General features: G+C 42.1%; 17 protein-coding genes. 6 read left to right on the top strand and 11 right to left on the bottom strand.

The genetic code is table 11. From position 1 onward, the window contains the following. Positions 1–225: 225 nt before the first annotated feature. On the top strand, positions 226–966 hold the full coding sequence (locus ACUN24_RS08940) for an XAC2610-related protein (RefSeq protein WP_445562173.1): 741 nt from the start codon (positions 226–228) through the stop codon (positions 964–966). Between the two features lie 85 nt (positions 967–1,051). Beyond that, entirely contained in the window at positions 1,052–1,906 is an 855-nt protein-coding gene (locus ACUN24_RS08935; protein ID WP_445562172.1) for a VanW family protein, read from the top strand. 98 nt (positions 1,907–2,004) lie between these two features. Here the strand turns inward: ACUN24_RS08935 and ACUN24_RS08930 are convergent, their stop codons facing one another. From ACUN24_RS08930 to ACUN24_RS08890, 9 genes are all read right to left on the bottom strand, one after another. Continuing rightward, a complete protein-coding gene (locus ACUN24_RS08930; RefSeq protein ID WP_445562171.1) occupies positions 2,005–3,363 on the bottom strand; it encodes a hypothetical protein in 1,359 nt (452 codons plus the stop codon). A gap of 141 nt (positions 3,364–3,504) precedes the next feature. Then, positions 3,505–4,761, bottom strand: a complete 1,257-nt coding sequence (locus ACUN24_RS08925) for a serine hydrolase domain-containing protein (RefSeq protein ID WP_445562170.1) — start codon at positions 4,759–4,761, stop codon at positions 3,505–3,507. A gap of 37 nt (positions 4,762–4,798) precedes the next feature. Next, positions 4,799–7,678, bottom strand: a complete 2,880-nt coding sequence (locus ACUN24_RS08920) for a TonB-dependent receptor (protein WP_445562169.1) — start codon at positions 7,676–7,678, stop codon at positions 4,799–4,801. Between the two features lie 15 nt (positions 7,679–7,693). Then, positions 7,694–8,722, bottom strand: a complete 1,029-nt coding sequence (locus ACUN24_RS08915) for an alpha/beta hydrolase fold domain-containing protein (RefSeq protein ID WP_445562168.1) — start codon at positions 8,720–8,722, stop codon at positions 7,694–7,696. A gap of 4 nt (positions 8,723–8,726) precedes the next feature. Next, complete coding sequence (locus ACUN24_RS08910; protein WP_445562167.1) at positions 8,727–9,575, bottom strand: alpha/beta hydrolase fold domain-containing protein; 849 nt, start codon at positions 9,573–9,575, stop codon at positions 8,727–8,729. Between the two features lie 5 nt (positions 9,576–9,580). Beyond that, a complete protein-coding gene (locus ACUN24_RS08905) occupies positions 9,581–11,119 on the bottom strand; it encodes a long-chain-fatty-acid--CoA ligase (protein ID WP_445562166.1) in 1,539 nt (512 codons plus the stop codon). A gap of 106 nt (positions 11,120–11,225) precedes the next feature. Then, positions 11,226–12,098: a helix-turn-helix domain-containing protein gene (locus ACUN24_RS08900; RefSeq protein WP_445562165.1), complete on the bottom strand. Its 873-nt coding sequence runs from the start codon at positions 12,096–12,098 to the stop codon at positions 11,226–11,228. A 598-nt stretch (positions 12,099–12,696) separates the two neighbouring features. Further along, positions 12,697–13,869: an efflux RND transporter periplasmic adaptor subunit gene (locus ACUN24_RS08895; RefSeq protein ID WP_445562164.1), complete on the bottom strand. Its 1,173-nt coding sequence runs from the start codon at positions 13,867–13,869 to the stop codon at positions 12,697–12,699. 11 nt (positions 13,870–13,880) lie between these two features. Continuing rightward, the gene (locus tag ACUN24_RS08890) at positions 13,881–18,257 is read right to left on the bottom strand and encodes a CusA/CzcA family heavy metal efflux RND transporter (RefSeq protein ID WP_445562163.1); all 4,377 of its coding nucleotides are present in this window, start codon (positions 18,255–18,257) and stop codon (positions 13,881–13,883) included. A gap of 597 nt (positions 18,258–18,854) precedes the next feature. Between ACUN24_RS08890 and ACUN24_RS08885 the strand changes: the two genes are divergently transcribed. The 4 genes from ACUN24_RS08885 (at position 18,855) to ACUN24_RS08870 (ending at position 21,046) form a co-directional block, all read left to right on the top strand. Continuing rightward, positions 18,855–19,277 carry an SMI1/KNR4 family protein gene (locus ACUN24_RS08885; protein ID WP_445562162.1) on the top strand — a complete coding sequence of 141 codons (423 nt, stop codon included), beginning with the start codon at positions 18,855–18,857 and terminating at the stop codon, positions 19,275–19,277. A 55-nt stretch (positions 19,278–19,332) separates the two neighbouring features. Further along, entirely contained in the window at positions 19,333–19,815 is a 483-nt protein-coding gene (locus tag ACUN24_RS08880) for a hypothetical protein (protein ID WP_445562161.1), read from the top strand. Between the two features lie 330 nt (positions 19,816–20,145). Continuing rightward, the gene (locus tag ACUN24_RS08875) at positions 20,146–20,397 is read left to right on the top strand and encodes a hypothetical protein (protein ID WP_445562160.1); all 252 of its coding nucleotides are present in this window, start codon (positions 20,146–20,148) and stop codon (positions 20,395–20,397) included. A gap of 178 nt (positions 20,398–20,575) precedes the next feature. Then, the gene (locus tag ACUN24_RS08870) at positions 20,576–21,046 is read left to right on the top strand and encodes a DinB family protein (protein WP_445562159.1); all 471 of its coding nucleotides are present in this window, start codon (positions 20,576–20,578) and stop codon (positions 21,044–21,046) included. 13 nt (positions 21,047–21,059) lie between these two features. On the opposite strand, the gene ACUN24_RS08865 is transcribed toward ACUN24_RS08870, so the two are convergent. Both ACUN24_RS08865 and ACUN24_RS08860 read right to left on the bottom strand, forming a co-directional pair. Further along, complete coding sequence (locus tag ACUN24_RS08865) at positions 21,060–22,025, bottom strand: helix-turn-helix transcriptional regulator (protein WP_445562158.1); 966 nt, start codon at positions 22,023–22,025, stop codon at positions 21,060–21,062. A 161-nt stretch (positions 22,026–22,186) separates the two neighbouring features. Then, entirely contained in the window at positions 22,187–22,699 is a 513-nt protein-coding gene (locus ACUN24_RS08860; protein ID WP_445562157.1) for a DinB family protein, read from the bottom strand. Between the last annotated feature and the right edge of the window lie 104 nt (positions 22,700–22,803).

Here is a 22,803-nt window from a genome sequence, read left to right as displayed (position 1 = left end):
GGGTTGCATCTGGTGAGCGGAAAAAAGCCTACAGCAGTTATCTTGAAGTCGGATTCTAAAATCTTTCACATTTTTCATTTATTTTTAAAAAAATTAATGGCACAATAAATGCAAAAGAGAAATAAAACCTAAAAAACGATGCTTAAGAAGTTGCTCTCCCTAATGGTGCTGGTATTATTATTTTACCAGGCAGTCGCCCAACCATTTTCACTCAAGTCAACAAACATGGCCAAGCCTTTCAGTCTTGACATTTACTTTGGCACTGAAGGCAAGGGGGCATTTGTCCAGTACCGTGGTCAGCAAGGCATTATCTCACTCCGATTAAAGACCCGCAGCAATCATGGAAGTTTAGCAGCACCAAAAGTGACTTATGTATGGGATGAAGTGATCGGAGGAAAGGCAACCGGCAGTTACGGACTTACGCAGGAAGCTGGAAAATTATCAGGAATATGGTACAAACGAAGTAAAGATGGCAAGCAGTTTCAGTTGGAGCAGATTATAGCACCGGGAGACGAGGCAAGAATTGACAAGTATCTTCTTCATGATGTACTGATCTCTTTCCGCCATACTTCAGACAACCTGCTCGTCTTCAGCTATAGCGACGGCAGCACTAAAACCAGCCAGCTTCCAGGGTTTGACCATCCCGATCCCCGGCGGCTTGGTACGATTGCAGATTACAATTTCGATGGTTTTGATGATGTCGCATTTTCAATACCAGACGAGGGCATGGGCGTTTACCGTACTTTCAGTATCTATCTATACAATCCTAAATCGAAGCGTTTTCAGCTCCTGGCAGAGCCCAATGCACCCCAGGGAAAATGCTCGGGCCTTTGTGATGTGACATTAGATAAAAAGAACAAGCTTCTAATGTCCTCATGCCGGGGTGGCGCAACCTGGTGGACGGATGTTTACCGCTATTCCAATAGCAGCAAGCTTATGTGGGTAAAATCAAGTAAACAGCAATAAACTAATTTATAGAAAACACCAAAAGCTTGTTGAAGATGCAAAACCTGGAATTACAGTGAGCTATCGTTTTTAATCAGATAATTCAATGAGTAAATATACTGAAGCATTGAAACAGAGAAAATTACTAAGTCAACGACACCCGATTTTATACTTTTTAGCCGTTTGGGCAAGACGATTCAGGCGTTATGCCGACTGGTATTTTGACAATAAAAAATATGCTTACCAGCTAACAACCAACAAACTTGCCTTCAGAGTAAAAAAACACCAATCTGTACTGCTTAAAAAACTAGGTGACAGCGATATGCAACTGCAGGTTAACAAAGTAACCAACTTAAATATTGCGGCCAGGCAAATTAACGGCGTACTTGTTCGACCAGGTGAGACATTTTCGTTTTGTAAACTCGTTGGTTTACCGACAAAACGAAAGGGGTATTTACCCGGAATGGAACTGACATTTGGCGAAGCAAGAGCAGGAATTGGCGGCGGCATTTGCCAAATCTCCAATTTAATCCATTGGCTGGTAATCCACAGTCCGCTGACCGTTACAGAGCGCCATCATCATTCGTTTGATCCCTTTCCAGACGACGGAAGGGTTTTGCCTTTTGGAAGTGGGGCAACGGTTTTTTACAATTACCTTGACTACCAATTTACAAATCATACGGAACACACTTTTCAAATCAACCTGTGGTTTACAGACAAATGTTTAGAAGGAGAACTCCGCATTAACAATGAACTTGATTACGCTTATCACATTGTTGAAAAAGACCATCAATTTTTAAAGATAGATGAAGCATTCTACAGGAAAAATGAAATCTGGCGAGATAAAATTCTCAAGTTTAAAAGCGGAATAGTTGTAGAAACAGAACTCATCACCAGGAACTTTGCAAGGGTTACCTACACACCTGACGATTTTGCTGATCAGGAAAGTACTACCGGCTAAAAAGAATCGGTTCTTTCCATCGTGAAATTCCTGTGAGGTATCTAATACATAGGTGGAAGTTTGCATTTCTGACTGAATAAATTGGCAGGCAAATTAAGCTAATTACTAAGCTCAATAAGGATACCGCTTATTGTCCAGATACTGCATGCAAGCCCCAGTAACAGGCAATACAATACAATGTCGATTTCCTTTCTCAGCTTAATCCCAAAAACGGCAACAAACATCAGCGGGCAAGTTGCCATAAAGATGAAAATAATGGCCGCCAGGGTTTCGAAGATATCAGGACTGTAATTTATGAGCAATGTGCTCAAACCAAGGTAGAATAGCCACACAAAAATTGGCGAGACCAGGCATAACAGCCATTTCCAATATCGTTTGAGCACAAGTTGGTTAGGAAAAGTCTTGCGGTAATTCCGGCGTAACATGAGGATAATACCGAGCATGCACAGTACCAGCATTCCAATCTTGATGTAGATATTCCTAATGCTGTCTGCCCGGGTATTGATACCGGTCGAGGAAACCAACTTACCATCCCGGAACTGCTCAACCCTGGTTCGCTCCCCATTCACAATGGCTTGCTTAAGTACCGCATTGCTGGTGCTATCCTTCAAGATCCAAATGGAGTCTTCAATGCCCATCTTATAGAAGCCTTCAATAATCATCCTACCGTTTTTTGTCCTGCTGAACCTGCCATCTAGCCGTCCGCCTTTAAACCTTAAAGAATCTTTGCCCTGTGGAGTCTCAACGGTCAAAGCAGTGATTTCTCCCGGAGGCATCAGGCTTGCACTATCTCCTATCCGTGCTAAAGTGTTAACATCAAGATCTTCGAGGGAACGATTCTTATTATAGTCATCGTCCATAACAGGCCGGCTGATGTACTGGTAGTTGACTTTAACAACGAGCAACGAATCCATCTTGTAAAATTCAAATTCATTATAAAGATTAACTTCTGGAGTTAAAGCTGATCGTAAAAGCACATATTGGGGAAGGTCAAAAGATTGCACATACCGTTGTTGACTGGTAGCGCAGAAGGAGAAAATGGTAACGAGGGCGATAAATGCAGTACCCAGGCGAGGCAATAGGGAGTTGCTCAATGCAAGCTGAGGTCTGCCTTTGAGATGCAACCAGCCCAGCAACAACACCGGTAAGGCCAGCAGATCGGTAAGATCAACAGTCCGCTCGATGGGAAAGATGGTATTCATTAATTCAATCAGTCCGGAAGCATATTCACTTTTCCAGAAAACGAACAATATGCCACTGATAATAAAGATCCATGATTTAAATTTAGGAAAGATGGCCGACCAAAAAACCGGGAAAATAAATAATCCACAGAAATCGGAAAGTTTACCCGTAAGTACATTATGAAAAGTAGCTTTTAGCAGGAAGTCGTTAAGGATCAAGAGCACGAGGCAAAAGATGAAAGGCAGCGACAAGAGATTTTTTAAACGGTCATACATGCTTTCTGAGGTTAGTTCCCCTATTAATACGAAATTAATCGTTTAGTAACCTTTGAACAGTGCTAAGCTGTAAAAATACCAGCAAATTCATTTTAAAATTATCTTTTCTTGTCCCTTCATCATCCTCAGCTTTGTTTTACATTAATTCAGTGCCTGATAGACCAGCAATTTATATTTGTCGCTGAGCTCACCGTGGTTAAATGGCCACTGCTGGAGGAATAAAAGTCCCGAAAGTTTTTCTTTTGGATCGGCCCAGTATGAGGTTGCGAAAAAACCTCCCCATGAAATGCTTCCTTCAGATAAGCCTAATTTGCCACTTCCCTTAGCTGTTGTAAGCTGAAAACCAATTCCGAACTTATCATCACCCAATGAAATATCCCCGATCTGGTTCCTGGTCATCACATCAACAGTGTGCCTGGCCAGCAATTGCTTACCTTGATAATTTCCTTTGTTGATAAACAGTTGCAGGAAAGCGGCGTAGTCAGTTATGGTAGACACCAATCCGGCTCCACCTGCGAAATAACCATTATTATTCACCGGGTAATTTATCGAACTGCCCGGAAATGTACCATCAACCCATTTAATTGGCTTACGGGTCTTCGCATCTTCGGTATATGCGTTTACCAATCTACTCCTTTTGGTTTCAGGCAGATGAAAATAGGTATCGTTCATTCCCAGGGGTGCAAATATTCTTTCGGCAAAGAACCTGTCTAAAGTCATACCGGATGTGACCTCCACCAGCCTTCCCAGAACATCAATACTTAAACTATAATTAAAACGTTCGCCAGGGTTATATTCCAGGGGCAAAGTGCCCAGTTTATTAACAGCATCAGCCAAAAGCTGCTTATGGTCAGAAAATCCGGCCTGTATACCAGCCTTGGCATAAATGGCCTGCATTTTAGCCGAACCGATCTGTGCATAACCTAATCCGGAAGTGTGCGTGAGCAGATCTCGGATGGTAATTTCGCGTTTAGCGGGCAGAGTGGTATAACTACTGTCTTTTTCGTTAAACTTATCGAGCACTTTAGGCCTGGCAAATGAGGGAATATATTTAGATACCGGATCATCAAGCAGAAACTTTCCCTCTTCCCATAACATCATCACCGCTGTGCTGGTAATGGCTTTGGTTTGGGATGCAATCCTGAATATGGCATCTTTATGCATCGGCCTTCCTTTTTCTTTATCGTCCATACCAAATGCTTTAAAATAAGCAGGTTTCCCATCCTTCATAACCAGGCATACTGCCCCGACAATCCAATTGCTATCGATATAACTTTGAACCACCCGGTCTATCCGGGCTAAACGCTCAGGATGAAAGGCACCGGACTGGACTGTTTGCTGCCCGTGCAGTGACAAACAAATGGTAGTAATAGAGAGGAACAGGAATATACGTTTCATAAAACCAATATTGTTAATATCAAATATAGCTAACTAATTAAAACTTGTACGAAGCAGTTAAGTAATAGGCTCTTGGTGGATTGGAAATGGTAAAATAAGGTGTATTACTGGCTACCGCGGCATCAAACTGTGCCTTGTTAAAACTTCCTGCCCCGCTTAACTGCGTTAACAGGTTTCCGGGCCTGGCCCAGCTCATTACCTGATAATTATTGAACAGGTTATTGATGTTTGCGCTCAAAGTTATTTTACGCGTGAGGTTGTATCCTGCGCCGAGATCAAAATTGGAGAAGGAAGGCAGGTAAAACACGTTAGGAGCATTGGCCTGTCTTTTGCCAAGATAAGACCAGGTGAGAAAAAGATAGAGTTTATCGTTGTGATAAGTGGGTGTAATGCGTGATATGATCCTGGCATTATTGTCTGTTTCGTTACCTGAATAAGATATTTTGGTATCATCTGCTATTCCGGGACCATTGGCTACCCAATATTCTGCCTCCACAATTTTTGAACGCTGAAAGGTTGCAACAGCCCTCAGGCTTAAGGTTTTGGTTAGGTTATAATCGCCTTCTATCTCTATCCCAAACGTGCGGTACTTGCTATATAGGGAGGGCGTGGTATAAAGTGTTGCATCGGCATTGGTAAAAACCGAACCGTTCGGCACTCCGCTTAACATGCTGTAAAAAGGCGTAATAAATAAATCAAGATCTTTCCTGCGGGCTTTCAGGCCAAGTTCTACCTGTTCGGTGGTACGTACTTCAGGATTTAGCAGAGCCACAGTTTCCGGCCTGTTGGCAGCAAAATATACATCCATATCCGGCGATTTTTTACCTCTTGAGTAACGGGTGTACACGGCTGTATTGTCATCGAACTTATAGTTGAGTGCGCCTGAAAAAGAGAAAGTATTTAATTTTTTTTCAAATTCTACCGAGCTGATATGATCAAGGGTATTATTGTTGAAGAATGTTTTCGGATCATTATCCGTTCCGCCCTGCAATCCTGTTTTAAAGTATGTGCGCTGGTTATGTGCCTCTACTTTGGGCGTTTCGTACCTTCCTCCCCAATCAAAGGTCAGTTTATCGGTCAGGCTCCAGGTTTGGCTGAAGAAAAAGGCGTATTGTGCCTGCGTTACGCTAAAATCAAGAAAGCCGCCTGTGTCGCCGTTAGCCTGTGCAATTCCTTCAGCATTGGTCACCTGATGCACCCCAGTGGTGCCTCCCAAAGTGCTGCCGGTAAAGGTAAGGTTTACCAGTTTTGGCCGGTTTTCAATGGTAGCCAAAGCAACTCCGTTAATTCCGGAGAAGCGGTGGGCTTTCGATCTTCCAAAATACATCCCTGCGTTAAAGCTCATATTTTTAAGTTTTTTGTTAACAGCGAATTGATTGATCACTTCATTCACCTGGTTCTCATAACCACCCAACACAGAAAAATAAAGGGAATGCGGGCTTACGCCCTGTCCTGGCAATACATCTTTAACGATCGAGTATGCTGGCAGACCGCCCGGCCCAGGTGCCGCATTAATGCTCATCAGCTCAGTTCCGGTTTTGGCATCCTTAAACGAATAGTTCCCAAATCCAAGCCCGGTCATCCCTGAAAGCAGAAAGTAACTGCTAAAATCTGTGCCGCTCATAATCGAGCCGTTTGTGGTATTGTAATTGATATCATTCCGGGAGTAGCGGAAAGCATTGCTGAGTGACCAGCCTTTGCCGAGCTGCTGTTCCCATAAGGCCCCTATCGATTTATATTTGCTTTCTACCACATTAGCTGGATTTAATGAGATATCACCCGCTCCGATGTAACGTGGAGAGGTGAAATCAAATTTAGGCATCAGGATCGTTGAAAATATATCGAATCCTTCACTTGGTTTTGGGTCTGAGAAACTGTTGGTTGGCAGTAACTGGGCGTATCCGTTTTTATCATGAAGGTATTTACCGATTATTTTTAAGGAACCGGTTTTATATTTCTTTAAAAGGTTTGCCTTGATCTGCCCGCCCTTGTTAAGGGGATAGCCCGGATAGCGACCGGTTTGATCATACCGGTAAAAACCACCGATATTGTAAAACCAGTTATCTTTGATCGGCCCGCCCAGGTCCAGATCAACACGTGCGAGTGGATTACCGCCATCACTTCCCTGAAAGCCATATTTGGTTCTGACTTCACCCTCAAAGGTGTTCCCTCCGGTTTTAGAAACATAATTAAAGATCCCACCGGGCGCATTTGCCGCTGTAACAGAGGCGGTTCCTCCCCTTACGGCTTCCAAACGGGCCAGGGTTGCATCTGGCCTGAGGAAGAAATCGGGTCCATAACTGAAATAGGTAATATTGGTTACCGGGATTCCATCTTCCTGCATCGAAACGTATTCATACCCGAAACTGCCGTCCTGCGAACCTGCAGTGATCCCTCGTGAGGCGACACTGTTCCTGATCTCTCCATTTGATGAATTGACGAATACGCCTGGCGCATTTTTTAGAAGGTCAGCAGCACTTGCCGGTACAGTGCGTTCAATCTGTGCACTGTTTAAGGTGGTAATTGCAACCGAGGCATCAATACGTTTTCGCTTATCGAACATCCCGGTAACCACCACTTCATCCATAGTATTCACCGATGTTGTCATCCTGATCACCGCTTTAAGATTGGCGAACAAAGCTATTTCCCGGGTTGTGAAACCTAAAAAAGAAATAGTTGCCGTTTCCTTCTGGGCACTGAGATTGGTAAAAACAAATTCACCGTTCTGGTCGGTAGTAGTGCTTCGTCCGGTTATTTTCAGTTTAATACTTGCACCAGGAACAGCATTTCCCTGCTCGTCGGTAACTTTACCAGAAAAGGTATTGGTTTGCGCGTTACATATACCAGCAAAAAGCAACATCGCCAAAAGCATAAAAAGCTTTCCAGAATTTAGATTGTTGTGTAATTTTCTTTTCATAACCGATAGTTTATATTATTGGTTCAGTAGTTTTTTTGCCATGTAGTAGAGTTCTGTATTTGCCCGCTCAGGAACAAAGCCATGGGGATAACCAGCGTAATTGTGCAGCTCTGTAAATATTCCCGCATCGATAAGTCTTTGTGCATATAAGAGTGCACCATCTCTCAAAGGGTCGACACCACAGGTTAAAATATAGGTTGGCGGCAGGCCCTTTAAGTTTTTGGTCAACCCGGGCAGTGCATGTTCAGGAACATTTTTATACTGTTTCTCCCCAAGATAATATTTTAGGTAGCGGGTCATGTCAGCGCCTTTAATGCCCGGTATATTCCATAATTCTACTACCGATACATGGGTGGTGTCCATATCAGCGGGAGGAAAAACCAGCAGTTGGGCCTTTATTTTCGGGCCTTTTTCTGCCCTGGCCTTAAGTACGATGCTTCCTGCAACTGCCGCTCCGGCACTTCCGCCACCTACACCAACTTTAGCAGTGTCTATCCCATAAGTTTTTGCGTTTGAAATACCCCAGAGCAGGGTGGAATAACCATCATTTACCCCGGCCGGAAATACATTTTCCGGGGCAAGCCTGTAATCGACCGATATCACCACTACCTGGGAGCGGATACTCATCGTAGCACAAGCCTGGTGATCGCTGGTAAGATTTCCCGCTATAAAACCTCCGCCATGAAACCAGACCAGCAATGGAACATTCCCACTCGCGTACTTTGGCCGGTAAACCCGTATAGGTACCAGTGGATCGCCTTTTTCCAGCCCTGGTATATTCAGGTCTGAGATTTCTACACTGTCTGCGTTTTTCAGCTTAGGCGTTGGGCGTGCCTTATCCGCTTTTCTTGCATTGGCAATAAAGTTACTATCAAGTTTTGAAACCGGCCCGAAGGCAAGTAATTTGATTTCCGGCGATAAGCGGGTACTCACCTCTGCTGCAGTAAGTGGCTTAACTGTGTTTTTCTGCTTTTTTGTCTGCTGTGCGAAAACGGCCGTACCTGCCATAAGCATGACCAGGGACAGTGTGCTTATTCTGTTCATATTTTTATCTTTTTTGTCCATATTTTTTGAGCCATGCAGCAGCTGCATGGTATAATTTTAGTTTTTCCTGAGGTTTTTTGTCCAGATCATGCGCCAGGCCTTCCACTTCAATAAATTTCACAGGAATATGCATACGCTGAAGTTTTTCGGCAAGCTGCCGCGACTGGGTAACCTTTACTACCGGATCGATGGTTCCATGCGCAATGAAGGTTGGGATGTTTTTAACATGGGTGTATGGACTTGCCAACGAAAAACTTTCTGGTACATGGCTAACACCTGTAAAGCGGTCGCCGGTAATTTTTTCCACTAACCCTATCAGCCCTGTCTTTACACAATAATTCAGCGTAGCGGTATCGGTAAAGTTATTAGGGCCACTAAAATCTACTATGGCATTTATTTTTCTTTGTGCGGTATAGCCATACAAAAGTGCCAGATGTGCCCCCGAGCTAAAGCCTGCTGTGCTAAAACCATCCGCACGGGTATTCCATTGACCAGCATGATCTACACAATACTTTACCGCGCTGTTCACATCTTCCATTATCTGTTTATAATGAATTGTGGAATCATTAGCATACCTGTGGTTAATATTAACCGAAGCAATACCTTGACCGAGCAGATACTGCTGAAAATCCCTCACATATTCCTTGCCGGCCTGCACCCATGCCCCGCCATGGATCAGGATCACAAAAGGAGTTTTGGGTGTGCGGCCTGGTGGAAGGTAAACATCCATGAGGTTACGTTCAAAACCTCCATATTTTACATCATTGAGCTTTACGGTATCTTGCTGTGCCATGGCATCCATTGATCCCAGCAGAAAAAAAATAAGCAATTTTATCAGGGTGGCCTTTTTCATTATTATCAATTATTTTTCAGTTCTTTTTTTAACAGTTTTCCAGTAGCGGTTAAGGGCAACACATTTCTGAATTCCACATAACGTGGACATTTATAAGAGGCCAGCATCGCCCTGCACCAATCAATGATCTCCTTTTCAGAGCTCTGCTGGTTTTCTTTTAATACAACGAATGCTTTTACTTCTTCACCAAGTTTATCATCCGGCACCCCCACAACAGCGGCAAGCGATACTGCGGAATGCTTCATAATCACCTCTTCTACTTCTCTGGGATAAATATTCATCCCACCCCTGATCATCATATCCTTTAGTCTGTCAACGATGAAATAAAAGCCATCGTCATCTTTTATGGCAATATCACCAGAATGCAGCCAGCCGTTGCGCAGTACCTCACGTGTTTCAAATGGCCTTCGGAAATAGCCTTTCATCACATTATGTCCTTTGTAGATCAGCTCTCCTTTTTCACCGCTTGCAACCTCACGACCTTCAGGATCTATTATTTTTACGCTCACTCCCCAAACCGGGGTACCAATGGATCCGGGTTTGCGCCCGATCTTTGGATCATTGAAGGTGACTACCGGGGAGCCTTCGCTCATCCCATATCCTTCCTGCACCTGAACGCCAAACCTTTGCTCAAAATCCTCAAGCACAGCCAGTGGCAAAGAAGCTCCGCCAGAAATGCAGATCCGCAAAGCATTACTCACCTGCTGGTCAGTAATTTCGGGATGGATATAGCTGGCCATTACCCAGTACATTGTGGGCACGCCTGCAAAAATGCTTACCTGATGTTTATTGATATTTTCGATAACATCTTTCGCATCAAACCGTGGCAAAAGAATACCATGGGCTGCCCTGTAAAGGCCCGCATTCATTAACACCGTCATGCCGAATACATGGAATAACGGAAGAACAATCAATTGAACATCTGTTTGGGAAAGGGAAAACAGTTCAGCAGAGAGAACGGCATTGCAATAAAGATTGATATGGGTAAGTTCTGCGCCTTTTGGCTTTCCTGTAGTTCCCGATGTATAAATAATCACAGCCGTATCTTCTGCATCGGTAATACAGTTATCAAAGTCTTCATCTTCCCCGGCCATCAGTTCAGCCAATGTATAACTTCCTTTCTGAGCAGGCTTGTTAGCACCTATCAAAACAAAATTCCTGCAGCCAGGTACCTGCTCAAAAGCATTCCAACCTAATTTCCCAACTGGCATTTCAGGAGTTCCTTCAAAACAAAAATAAAATGCTGCCTGGGAGTCCTGAAGGTGGTATTTTATTTCATCAGATTTAAGGAGGATATTCAGTGGAACCACCACAGCGCCTGTTTTTAGCACTGCGTAATAAATAACGGGAAACCAGATGCAGTTTGGGCAAGTCATGGCCACCTTTTCACCTTCCCGGATGCGTAGTTTTTTAAGTGCGTTGGCCAGCTGGTTGGCCATCACATTTACCTGGTGAAAGTTAAAATCACTACTGCCGGAGCTGAAAGCCGAACGGGTCCCGAATCTTGAGGCACTATCCTCCAAAAGCACAGATAAATTCAGCATAAAAATATTTGGTTAGCGGCAAGTTTTGCTTGCTGACATGAAACTAATTATTATGCATGCATTATAAAAATCGAAACGGGAATTAATTCAGTCGAAACGGGAATTTCTATATTTTACCGTAATAACGTTTAAAAAGCATTTCGAAATACCTGATATTGGTGTAGCCCAAACTCCTTGCTGCCTCGGCAAGATCAACATGGTTTTCGGCAACCAACAGGTTTGCCATCTGGATTTTTTGTTGAATAATATATTGACGGATCGGGAGTCCGTATACTTTTTTAAAATCCCTTTTTAGATCACACTCATTCAGCCCAACCCAACGGCTCAACTGTAAAACGCTTATTTCGGTGTCCATGTTAGACATGATCCGGCTATGTGCTTCTTTTATACTATCCAGACGCCTTTGGGTAAGACCATCGCCATTAGCAGGGTCTATTCCATTCTGACTTAAATGGCGGATGAGGTAATATATAAATTCCGTCAATTTGGCGTCCAGGAGCATGGTATTGGAAAAATCCCGGGCGGAAATTTCAAAGAGCTGCTTGATGAGCTGTTTAACCTGGGGATGATGTGCGCAGCTATGAAACCTTCTGCTTAACTCTGTCATACTTCCTGTAAAGTATCCCTCCGGAATAAAAAACCGTATTCCATCAACACGGGTAATTTCCCAGCCAAATTTCTTAGCGCCTTCCAGCGCAGCGGAATGTAAGAGCTGGTCTTCATTGCTGATCCGGAAATCGATCAACCCTCGCTGCCCAACCGGGTCAGGAGAATAAAATTGCGTAGGCTCATTAAAATCCCAGATGCCACGAAAAAAATGGATATCGTTTTTGATAAAAACCTGGACAAATCCAGTGCCCATATGCGCTGGAAGGATGATGCTCTTGGACGACCAGGTATCTCTTGAGGAGAAACCATACTTTGTGGTCAGTTCCTGCAGATATTTCGTTGGGTCAGCGTATGGCAATAACAACTGCATGCTTGTATATTTGGTCTACTGCAAGTTACGATTTTTGTTATCAAAAGAAAATGGGAAAGCTTTACTATATTCTCATGTCACATGTTAAGCTAAACGCCTAAAATTGAATAATGCATAGCCCTTTGGCAATTGGCAACATCTGTACATATTGAAGATGATATTACCATTCTTGCAGCCGGAACTGTTTAACAAACCCTTGTTAACCGTAAGACAATGTATATTAGCAAAGGAAAAAACCAATGAACAATGGCCGCCTTACCAACTAAAAAGGTGGGGTATCTTTGGTCTATTTAAATCTCAAGGTTCATTTTGCCGTTCTATTTTGGCAGACTATAGGTAATCTTGCCGTTATGGCCTAAAAAGTTCAGCTTTGCTTTACCATTTGAACCTTTCTCTGGTTTTAGGCTCTATAAGTCTCTTCAATAAAACTTCTTTTGCATAGATTGCTTCTTCGTTCCTCTCACCTCAGCTAGCTATCGGATGACAACCTTCTTTTTTAGAGCCTGTCATTGATAGCGTAGTCGAAAGGCATTTATTTGCAATTTATCAATCTCAATAAGTCTTCGACTTCGCTCAGACTGATGACCACGGTGCTTATTTAATGGCCTTCTCCTTCCTCTTCGGCATTCTTTACTTTGCTTAAAAGATCGTAAGCGCCCTTGATCACCACCTTCGCATTATTAATTTGCCCGGCAAAAGAAACCTGGGTATAACCATTTTCGGCAACTCCTGTTTTTACTTCCATCATTCTGTATCGGTAAATATTACTGTTATTAGCAGCAGGCTGATCTATAAACACGAATTTTTTGCCTTCAAATTCAACAATTGCGGCATCAGGGAGTGCTTCAACTTTGTTCATTCCGCTTTCTACATAGGCCTTAAGGTACATGCCTGGAAGCAATTGTGTATCCTCCTTGTCCAGGTGACAGTGAATTTGCACGGTACGCTCTTTACTGATTTCCCTGCCGATGAGGTAAACCGTAGCCATACGTTCCTTTTCCTCGTTGGCCAGTACAAAGCGGACTTTCTGTCCCAATTTAAGCTTGGGGACATCTTTTTCAAATACGGTAAGCTCTGCATGCAGGTGCTCGGTATCTGCGATCTTGAAAAGTACATCGGTTGTACTGGCAAAGGCGCCAATATTGGTATTAACCTGTGTAACATAACCCGCCATTGGTGTATAGAGGTTAAAAGTTGTCTGGATCTTTCCTTTTTCCAGTGCCGGAAAACTGATATTCATAATGGAAAGTTTTGAACGCTGCCCCAGCAATCTTGCACTTACACTCTGGTATTCGCTCCTTGCTTTCTGTAGTGCTTTTTTAGAATTCACATTTTCCTTTGCCAATTCTTCCTGCCGGTCGAGCTCCTGTTTTAAAAACTGCAGTTGACTTTTATAATCCAAATAATCTTGTTGCATCTGAATGAATTCCGGATTCTGCATTACGGCTACGAGTTCCCCTTTTGCTACACGTTTTCCCTGCAACATATTGGTGCTTTTTACAATCCCTTCCAGCGGCGTGGAAATAGACACCAGGCTTTGTGGTGGGAGGTCGAGCATCCCGTTTACTTTAGTTGTTCCACTTAATTCCCTCAGTTCGATATCTCCCAGGGTAATTTCCGATAGCTTGTGCTGCTCTGGGGTAAGGGTTATGATATCGCTTTTTTCGTGAACGGTTTCTTTTTCAGGTTCCTTTTCTGTACCTGGACGGCCGCAACCAGCCAGATAAAATGGAAAGGATAGCAGGATAAAATATTTATATAAAGATCTCATGAGATTAATGCTTAAAGTGATTGGTTATTACCGGTTAAAAATTCTATCTGGTTGATGCTCTGACTTAGCTGGAGCAGGGCCATCAGCCGACCCTCATAAATACCGTTCGCCTGTTTAAGGTTTAACAGGTATTCCGAATAACCTATTTCTCCGTTCTGGTAGGCGATGTGGCTATTTTTTAAGATCAGTGCCGCATTGCTTAAGGCCGAAGTAATAAAATAGTCGTAACGTTTTCTGTTTTTCAGGTATTCGCCCAATGCCTGCTGGTACTGACCTGTTAGTTTTCGCTGCTGAAGTTCCAGATCGTTCGAAGCAATATCCTTGTTAATGGATGCGGCCTTTGCCTTTGCTGAATAGGATCTGTAAAATATCGGGACAGAAAGCCCTACCTGGAAGCCCTGGAAACGTTTGTCACGACCAAAGAAAACATCATTTCCATTAACGTTCTGAAAACCAGTTAGCGACTGGTTGAAATAACCCAATGTGAAATCGGGTAATGCTTTGGCAAGTTCTACCTTCCGCTGTTTTTCGGCAATCACAATCTGCTGCCTGAAGTAGGCAATGGCTGGATTTTCATTTAAAAGCGCTGTATCTCCGACCGAAATCTCGGGCGTTTCCCTTAAAAATTTGTCGGCTATTACAGGTAGACCGTCTTTGCCAAGAATTGTAGCCAACTGCGTTTTATAAATTTCGATATCAGACCTGTCCTGATCGAGCAGGTTTTGTACATCCTTAAGCTGTGTCTCTGCGGCTACCTTTTCAAGCAAGTTACCCTCGCCCGTTTTGTATTTTAGCGAAGCCGATTTTACAAACCCCTTATAAATGCTGTCTTGCTCCAGCAAGAGTTTCTCTTTCGAATATAGGTACTGAAGATTGGTGTAAACTGTTTTAACCTGATAAATAAGTTCGTTTTTACTTGAAGCGACCTGAAGCTGGCCTGCTTTGATGCGTTCATCACCTAATGCCGCATTTGCGGCGAAAAGTGTTGGGAAGGGAATGCTTTGCGAAACGGTAAAGTTGTTGTCGTTTTTAACCAGACTATTGTATTGCCCGTAAAGCATAGACACTTCAGTTTTAGGCATTTCGAAAGCGCTTTTCCTGAGTGCCTGTTGCAACCCTACACCAAGGTTAGCCCCGCTAATCGCCCTGTTGTTTTCCAGCGCCGAAGATATTGCCTGTTTAAGGGTTAATGGGGTCTGGGCCTTAGCAGGTTGAAATCCAAACAGCGTAACAAACACTACAATTATTCCCGTTACCGGAGCTATTTTTACCTTTTTTCTGCCCATTTTTTCTACCCAGATATAAAGCACGGGAAGCACCAAAAGGGTTAACAATGTTGCTGAGATTAGTCCACCGATAACAACCGTTGCCAATGGGCGCTGCACTTCAGCCCCGCTTCCGCCTGAGATAGCCATTGGAAGAAAGCCCAGAGAGGCTACAAGGGCCGTCATAATAACCGGACGAAGCCTAACCGAAGTTCCTGTTCTGATAATTTCGAGAATATCGTTCATTCCTTCTTTTTTTAACCTGTTAAATTCACTGATCAGCACGATTCCGTTTAGTACGGCCACACCAAAAAGCGCAATAAAGCCTATGCCTGCTGAGATACTAAATGGCATGCCCCGTGCCCATAGGGCAAATACGCCACCTATGGCCGATAGTGGAATTGCGGTAAAAATTAAAAGCGCATGTTTAATTGATGAAAAAGTAAGATAAAGCAATAATAAAATGAGCAATAAAGCCAGTGGTACGGCAATACCCAATCTTTTAGTGGCAGCCTGCAGGTTCTCAAAAGTGCCGCCAAATGTTGGATAATATCCTGGTGAAAACTTAACCTCTGCATCAATCTTCTGCTGAATTTCCTTTACAATACTTTCCACATCCCTTCCTCTCACGTTAAATCCAACGGTGATCCGCCGCTTTGCATCATCGCGCTGGATCTGGTTTGGCCCTTCCCTGTACTGGATGTCAGCCAGTTGTTCCAGCGGAATCTGATTGCCATTGGGTGCAGTTACAAACAGGTTCTTTACATCTTCAAGCGACTGCCTGTTTTCTTTTTCCAGGCGGACAACCATATCGAACCGTTTTTCACCTTCGAACACAAGGCCAGCAACCTCCCCGGCAAAACCTGAGCGGATAGCCGTATTCACATCTTCGATATTCAGTCCGAACTGCGCAATTTTCTCTCTATGAAATTTGATGATCACCTGTGGAAGTCCTGAAGCTTGTTCCACGTAAACATCCTGGGCACCTTCGATTTTTCTGGCTATAGCACCTATCTTAGCGGCATAGGCACTTAGTTTTGAAAAATCCTCTCCGTAAACCTTGATGACAACATCCTGCCTGGCACCGGTCATGAGTTCATTAAAGCGCATCTGAATGGGCTGCTGGAACCCGAAAGTAACCCCAGGAATGTACTGTTCCAATTTGGCCTGCATCTTTCCAGCAAGCTCATCCCTCGTCGAAGCATTTGTCCAGTCTCCTTTATCTTTTAAGATAATGATCAGGTCACAGGCTTCAACAGGCATGGGGTCGGTAGGAATTTCACTAGAGCCAATCTTCCCAATGACCTCTTTTACTTCAGGAAAATTTGCTTTTAATACCTTTGCAGCCCGTGTAGCCGCCTCAATGGTTTGTGAAAGGCTGCTCCCGGTAAGCACCCGGGTTTCTACAGCAAAGTCGCCCTCTTCTAGCGTGGGAATAAATTCGGCGCCCAGGTAATTGAAAATAATAAGGCAAATGGCAAATAACCCTATTGCAACGCCCACAACGGCCAACCTTGCCCGAAGTGCGAAATTGAGCATTGGTGTATATACCCTTTGAAAAAAGGACATAATCCTGTCTGAGATATTCCTTTTGGTGCTGATGGTTTTGTTCAGGAAAAGTGCACTCATCATCGGCACATAAGTTAACGACAAGATAAAAGCACCAAGGATAGCAAAAGCCACCGTTTGAGCCATTGGCCTGAACATCTTGCCCTCTATACCAACCAGTGCCAGAATCGGGAGGTAAACGATAAGTATAATGATTTCGCCGAAAGCAGCGCTGTTACGGATCTTGGAAGCAGATTCAAAAATCTCTGCATCCATCTCCTGCTGGCTTAGCCTGTTTTTGTTTTTTCGAATAGCCAGATGGTGGAGAGATGCCTCTACTATAATTACTGCTCCATCTACGATTAGCCCGAAGTCTATGGCTCCAAGGCTCATCAGGTTTCCGCTGACGCCAAAAAGATTCATCAGGCATATGGCAAAAAGCATGGCAAGTGGAATAACCGAGGCCACAATTAATCCGGCGCGGAAATTCCCCAAAAGCAGTACCAGTACAAAGATCACTATCAATGCCCCTTCTGCCAGGTTTTTGGTCACCGTGCCAATGGCACTGTCTACCAGTTTTGTGCGGTCAAGAAATGGCTCGATAACCACGCCCTCCGGAAGATTCTTTGCAATCTGATCCATCCGGGTTTTTACGTTTGCGATAACCTTTGAAGAATTGGCACCCTTTAGCATCATCACTACCGCACCTACTACCTCGCCCTCCTCGTTTCTGGTCGTGGCACCATATCTGGTAGCCGCACCGATCCTTACTTCAGCTACATTTCGGATCAGCACGGGAATGCTATTCTCGTTGGTACGTACAACGATGTTCTCAATGTCTTCGATACTGTTGATCAATCCCTCGCTCCTTATAAAATAAGCATTTGGCTTCTTATCGATGTAAGATCCGCCAGTGTTCTGATTGTTTTTTTCAAGCGCCTTAAAAATATCGCTTATGGATATATCCATACTCCTGAGCTTGTCGGGATTGAGGGCAATTTCATATTGCTTAAGGTACCCTCCAAAGCTGCTCACATCTGCTATACCCTCTACGCCCAGGAGCTGGCGACGAACAATCCAGTCTTGAATGGTGCGCAGCTCGGTGGCATCATATTTTTTTTCATATCCTTTTTTAGGGTGGATTACATATTGGTAAATTTCTCCAAGTCCGGTAGTTAATGGCGCAATCTCAGGTGTGCCGATCCCCTTCGGAATGGCCCTTTCTACCTCGGCAAGCCTTTCACTTACCTGTTGGCGAGCCCAGTAAATCTCTACATTTTCCTTAAACACTACTGTCACAACTGAAAGGCCGAACCTGCTAAAGGAACGGATTTCTTCTATTCCGGGAATAGTGGCCATGGTCTGTTCTACCGGGTAGGTTACAAAGCGCTCAATATCTTCTGCGCCGTTGCTTGGCGAGGAAGTAATAATCTGAACCTGGTTATTGGTAATATCTGGAAGGGCATCTATAGGCAGCTGCCTAAGGGAGTATATACCCCAGGCAATCAGCGCCAGCATCATAATTCCCACCAGCAGTTTCTGCCTGATGGAGAATTGTATTATTCTGTTCAGCATTTTCGTTTAAATCAAAAATTAATAAATAGCAGGCATCATTACACTTTATGGTGCAAAATATGCGTGTAAATAGCATCCTCTTCATGAAAATCGCCATGAAATGAAAGATTGATTAAACGAGTTTAGGTGGTTGCCAAATATCGAGTGGTTGTTTTTTCAATGCTGAGCACTGGAAAACCGGGTATGGTTTCCGGAATGTCGGAACAATAAGGTTTGTTACCTTTTCGGATGGGAAGTGCTGACCGACCGAGCAGCAGGCACAGCTACAGAATGGTGGACAGGATTCACCATGCATATGCCCAGATTTTGATTGATCGCTGTGCACAAAGCTTTCGGTGTGAGATTTGGAAACCATATCTTCCTTGTCCTGGCAGGGCATTAGGCCCAGAAGGATCAGATAAAGAGAAAAAAGGAATACAAAGTTTTTCACCAAGGGCAAATGTAATGATTAATGTTTTTAATTCATAAAGCCTGCTTTTATTAAAAGCCTGTTCTGTTTTGTGGTTGAAAAACTACTTGTATAATTATTAATGGATAACCATTCCCGATGAAAATTAATATCTTGTGAAACTAAATTAACTATCAGGATCTATCTGTATGGAAAGGTTTGAAGAAATACTAACAAAATATAATTTTACCAAACGGATCAACAAACCAAAGACTACTTTTGAGGAATCTGAAAGAATAATAAACTTCAAACTTCCTAACGATTATAAAACTTTTGCTCTAAATTATTTGGAACTTGAAGGTTTTATTGGTGAGCAATATGTTAGGCTTTGGGACTTCGACGATGTAATTAAAATGAACACCGACTATCAAATTTTCGAACACTTACCAAACACATTGGCAATTGGGGGAAATGGTGGCGGGGAGTACATTGCAATAGAACAATTAAATGATAATAGTGTAAGAATTGTGTTATCTCCCTTCCTAATCGAGGAAGAAGCACATATTGAAATAGGAATTTCCTTTACCGATTTTTTAGAACGTTTAGAAAACCGAAAAGCGTGGTTTAAATAATTAAAACCACATATCACTAACAAACCAACCTAATGCTAGAAAGGAGAATTAGACTATGATACCAATAACCGTATTTACATTTAAAGATTGGGTTTTAACTGTCGATCATGAAAGTACAAAATCAACCTATGCTGTCGTTGAAAATGGTAGTGCGGAGGATTGTAATTGTAATGACTGCTTGAATTATATTCAGAATAGAGATAACATATTCCCAGAACAGGTTAAACATTTATTCAATCAACTTGGTGTAGATTACCATAAAGAAAGTGAGGTTTGGCGAATGTGTAAAGAAAACGACGGTACACATCGCTATAGTGTAATATTTCATTTTAAAGGAGACTTTGAAGGCACTGATTGTTTATTCTCACTTAATGGCTCACAAACAATTAAACTAAATCCTATTACAGATTCTTTTAAAATCGGTTTTATGAAGGGCGATGATCTAACCTATTTTAAAGATAAAAATGATTTGATCCAGATTGAAATTGAAACCATGGTGCCTTGGGTTATCGATAAAATGTTAGAAAGCGAGTGGTAGTTTTTTATCCAATGAAATTAGCTTTCAAAGGAAGCCTTGTTGTTATCCAAACACCCAGCTTCATCAAATTTTAAAAGCCCTAAAACAATTTCCCTAATCGGCTTATCCATCAATCTCCCCAGCTCGGCTTAATGCGTTACGTATATATACAGTTATTGGGTAAATAATGTTGGTTATGTTTATGGCTATTTTTACAAGCCCTTAGCTAACCAAATTAATAACGCAGGATTTTAAACGCAATCTATGTTTTACCAGTAGCATCTATTATTTATATTTGAGTATTCGCTAAGGGAATGAATACCCTTTAAAAATGATCTAGATAAACCAAAAATGGAGCATAAAACACTATCTGAGTTAACTGACCAGGAACTGTTGCAAGAAGCAAAAAAAAGGAAATCAGCAGTTATAACAAATGCAATATTAATAGGCTTTCTGGCTGGCGTTATATTTTACAGCGTGATGAAAAATAGTTTAGGATTTTTGACAATCATCCCTTTATTTTTTATTTATAAACTGGCTAATAATTCGAAATACGATCACAAAGAATTAGAAAATCTTTTAAAAGAAAGAGGTTTAAAATAAAGGACAGCATTGAGTAACCACAACTATCGGTAGCCTCATTAATAAAGGTACGCCAACTCAAAAACTATTCTTAAACCAGTATTAAATAGAAATTTTAAAAAATTATATGTCATTTTTCGACTGACAAACAGTTGTCATAGGCCAGTTTTAGCTTTGTTGTATTAAATAACATAACAAGATGTCAGCAACTATGATTACTAAAAGCGAATTACTACAACATTGGTTAGGCCACAGAAAACTAACCCGAAAAACCATCGAAAAATTTCCTGAAAAAGAATTATTCGAATTTTCTATCGGTGGAATGAGACCCTTTTCAGCATTAATTAAAGAGTTATTATCGATTGATGTTCCTGGTTTAAAAGAAATGGTTACGAGGGAAACAGTACCTTTTAGTCATGATCTTCCACTTAATACCAAGGAAGAGATCCTGAATAAATGGGATGAAGATACCCCAAAAATTGTGGAATACTTTAACCAAATCTCTGAAGATCAGCTTCACGAAACAATTAAATTATTCGGGCAGTACGAGTTTTCGATAATTAGCCACCTTTTATATTTCATTGATAACGAAATACACCACCGCGGCCAGGGCTTTGTATATTTAAGAGCCTTAGGTATTGAGCCCCCATTTTTCTGGGATCGATATTAAACAATAAAAGAGCTTAAATAACTCTTTTATTGTTTATCCTTTTTAAACCAGATTCCATTATTTCAACCAGTTCATTATTTAAATGGGCTGGTTCTATAATTTCGGCCACATCAACAAATTTAACAAACCAGCGGACAAAAGAAACCACAGCAAGGGAACAGTCAAAATACATCATAACAAAATCATCTGAAATTTCTTCGCCTGTAAATCCGAAAATCTGCCGCTCCCAATATAGAAAATGGGCATACTTCCTGTCTACCTTAATTTCGACTTTCATCACATTTTCAGTTAAACTTTTATCCCTGAATTCGTTAATTGGCGGATGTGCAATGGTAAATTTTTCTTCAAGCACCAAAACCTTTTTAATCCTGTCTAATCTGAAATTGCGGTAATCTTTTCTTAGATGGCAATAAGCTAAAAGATACCAAAGACTGTGTTCGTAGAATACGCCAATGGGTTCTACAGATCTGCCTACCGTGTGAATATCGCCACTTTTAAGGTAATCGATATGGGTTATTTTCTTCTTTAAAGTGCTATTGAGTAAAACATCGATAATGTTGGGCAGGTAATCATTGGATGTAAAGTTGTTTTTAAGATGTATCGTATCTTCTAAATGCAGGAAATCTCTTTTTTGATGCACCTGAAAAGAACTTTTTATTTTGATAAGTGCCGCCTCAAAGTGTTTCTTAACAAATTCGGTTTCATGTTTCTGCATCACTTTTTCGGCAACCATTAAACTGAGAATTTCTTCCTGACTAAACCTGGATGGTTGTAGCCTAAAGCCTTCCATAATTGAATAACCAGATCCTGATTCATTTACGATCGGAATACCTGCAATCTCCAATGCTTTTAAATCCCTGTAAATTGTTCTTAAACTGATTTCGAAACGCTTTTGTAATTCTTCAGCAGTGACTACCGATTTAGACTGCAATAGAAAAAATATCTGTAGTATCCGGTCAAATCTTTTGGTAATATCCATCTTTAAAAATGTGGGGATTGATTGTGGCAGCTACTTTAAGGTGATCCATAAATTATTTTAATCATTCAGCAAATTTAACAGGCCTGGTGACAACACTATGGCAGTAGTGAATTATCTTTTATGAAATTAGAGTGATATAACTGTTTATCAGATAATTAAATTTACTTATTATTCTTAACTACGGCTACGGTAACCATCAATTGCCCTACATGGCGCATGGTATGCTCTGCTGCATGGAACAACAAGCCAATAACTGTTGAAGGTAGCCCTGCGCGCCCTACTCCCCTATAATCGGCCAGTGTTGATTCATTTGTACTCTTGATTTGCACTAAGGCCAGATCTACCTGTTTATTGAAACGGTTAACAAGATCTGCTACGGTATATCCCTCTGCTGAATCTTTACCTTCTTCAGCCAACTGTGCAAATTGAGATTCAGAAAGGCCCTCGGCCCTGGCATAAGTAAATACCCGATCAAGCACCCCACTTAAATGTTGAAGATGAAAACCCGTAGATGCCATCCCGGCGGGGCGTTGCCAAAGCAGTTCGACTGGGAAATCGAGCATATAATCATTAATCTCTTCTCTTGCCTGCAATAAGGCGTGTGCTACAGGCTGTAACATCGGCATAATTTCGGGCAGCGGCCCTCGTTGCCAAACTTCTAATTTCTGCGACATTAATATTTTTTTTTAACCTTAAATCCGATTTAACAAACCATAGTCTTAGTGAAACTATTCTTATTCAGTTTGATAAAGCTCTCCTGCATGCTGGATAATAATGA

The organism is Pedobacter sp. WC2501, from assembly GCF_052682415.1.
This window is presented reverse-complemented; position numbering and strand designations above follow the sequence as displayed.

What these genes read in the sequence shown, in the direction of transcription:
- ACUN24_RS08940 (WP_445562173.1), top strand. Translation starts at nt 226, where the DNA reads ATGGCCAAGCCTTTCAGTCTTGACATTTACTTTGGCACTGAAGGCAAG.
- ACUN24_RS08935 (WP_445562172.1), top strand. Translation starts at nt 1,052, where the DNA reads ATGAGTAAATATACTGAAGCATTGAAACAGAGAAAATTACTAAGTCAA.
- ACUN24_RS08930 (WP_445562171.1), bottom strand. Translation starts at nt 3,363, where the DNA reads ATGTATGACCGTTTAAAAAATCTCTTGTCGCTGCCTTTCATCTTTTGC.
- ACUN24_RS08925 (WP_445562170.1), bottom strand. Translation starts at nt 4,761, where the DNA reads ATGAAACGTATATTCCTGTTCCTCTCTATTACTACCATTTGTTTGTCA.
- ACUN24_RS08920 (WP_445562169.1), bottom strand. Translation starts at nt 7,678, where the DNA reads ATGAAAAGAAAATTACACAACAATCTAAATTCTGGAAAGCTTTTTATG.
- ACUN24_RS08915 (WP_445562168.1), bottom strand. Translation starts at nt 8,722, where the DNA reads ATGAACAGAATAAGCACACTGTCCCTGGTCATGCTTATGGCAGGTACG.
- ACUN24_RS08910 (WP_445562167.1), bottom strand. Translation starts at nt 9,575, where the DNA reads ATGAAAAAGGCCACCCTGATAAAATTGCTTATTTTTTTTCTGCTGGGA.
- ACUN24_RS08905 (WP_445562166.1), bottom strand. Translation starts at nt 11,119, where the DNA reads ATGCTGAATTTATCTGTGCTTTTGGAGGATAGTGCCTCAAGATTCGGG.
- ACUN24_RS08900 (WP_445562165.1), bottom strand. Translation starts at nt 12,098, where the DNA reads ATGCAGTTGTTATTGCCATACGCTGACCCAACGAAATATCTGCAGGAA.
- ACUN24_RS08895 (WP_445562164.1), bottom strand. Translation starts at nt 13,869, where the DNA reads ATGAGATCTTTATATAAATATTTTATCCTGCTATCCTTTCCATTTTAT.
- ACUN24_RS08890 (WP_445562163.1), bottom strand. Translation starts at nt 18,257, where the DNA reads ATGCTGAACAGAATAATACAATTCTCCATCAGGCAGAAACTGCTGGTG.
- ACUN24_RS08885 (WP_445562162.1), top strand. Translation starts at nt 18,855, where the DNA reads ATGGAAAGGTTTGAAGAAATACTAACAAAATATAATTTTACCAAACGG.
- ACUN24_RS08880 (WP_445562161.1), top strand. Translation starts at nt 19,333, where the DNA reads ATGATACCAATAACCGTATTTACATTTAAAGATTGGGTTTTAACTGTC.
- ACUN24_RS08875 (WP_445562160.1), top strand. Translation starts at nt 20,146, where the DNA reads ATGGAGCATAAAACACTATCTGAGTTAACTGACCAGGAACTGTTGCAA.
- ACUN24_RS08870 (WP_445562159.1), top strand. Translation starts at nt 20,576, where the DNA reads ATGTCAGCAACTATGATTACTAAAAGCGAATTACTACAACATTGGTTA.
- ACUN24_RS08865 (WP_445562158.1), bottom strand. Translation starts at nt 22,025, where the DNA reads ATGGATATTACCAAAAGATTTGACCGGATACTACAGATATTTTTTCTA.
- ACUN24_RS08860 (WP_445562157.1), bottom strand. Translation starts at nt 22,699, where the DNA reads ATGTCGCAGAAATTAGAAGTTTGGCAACGAGGGCCGCTGCCCGAAATT.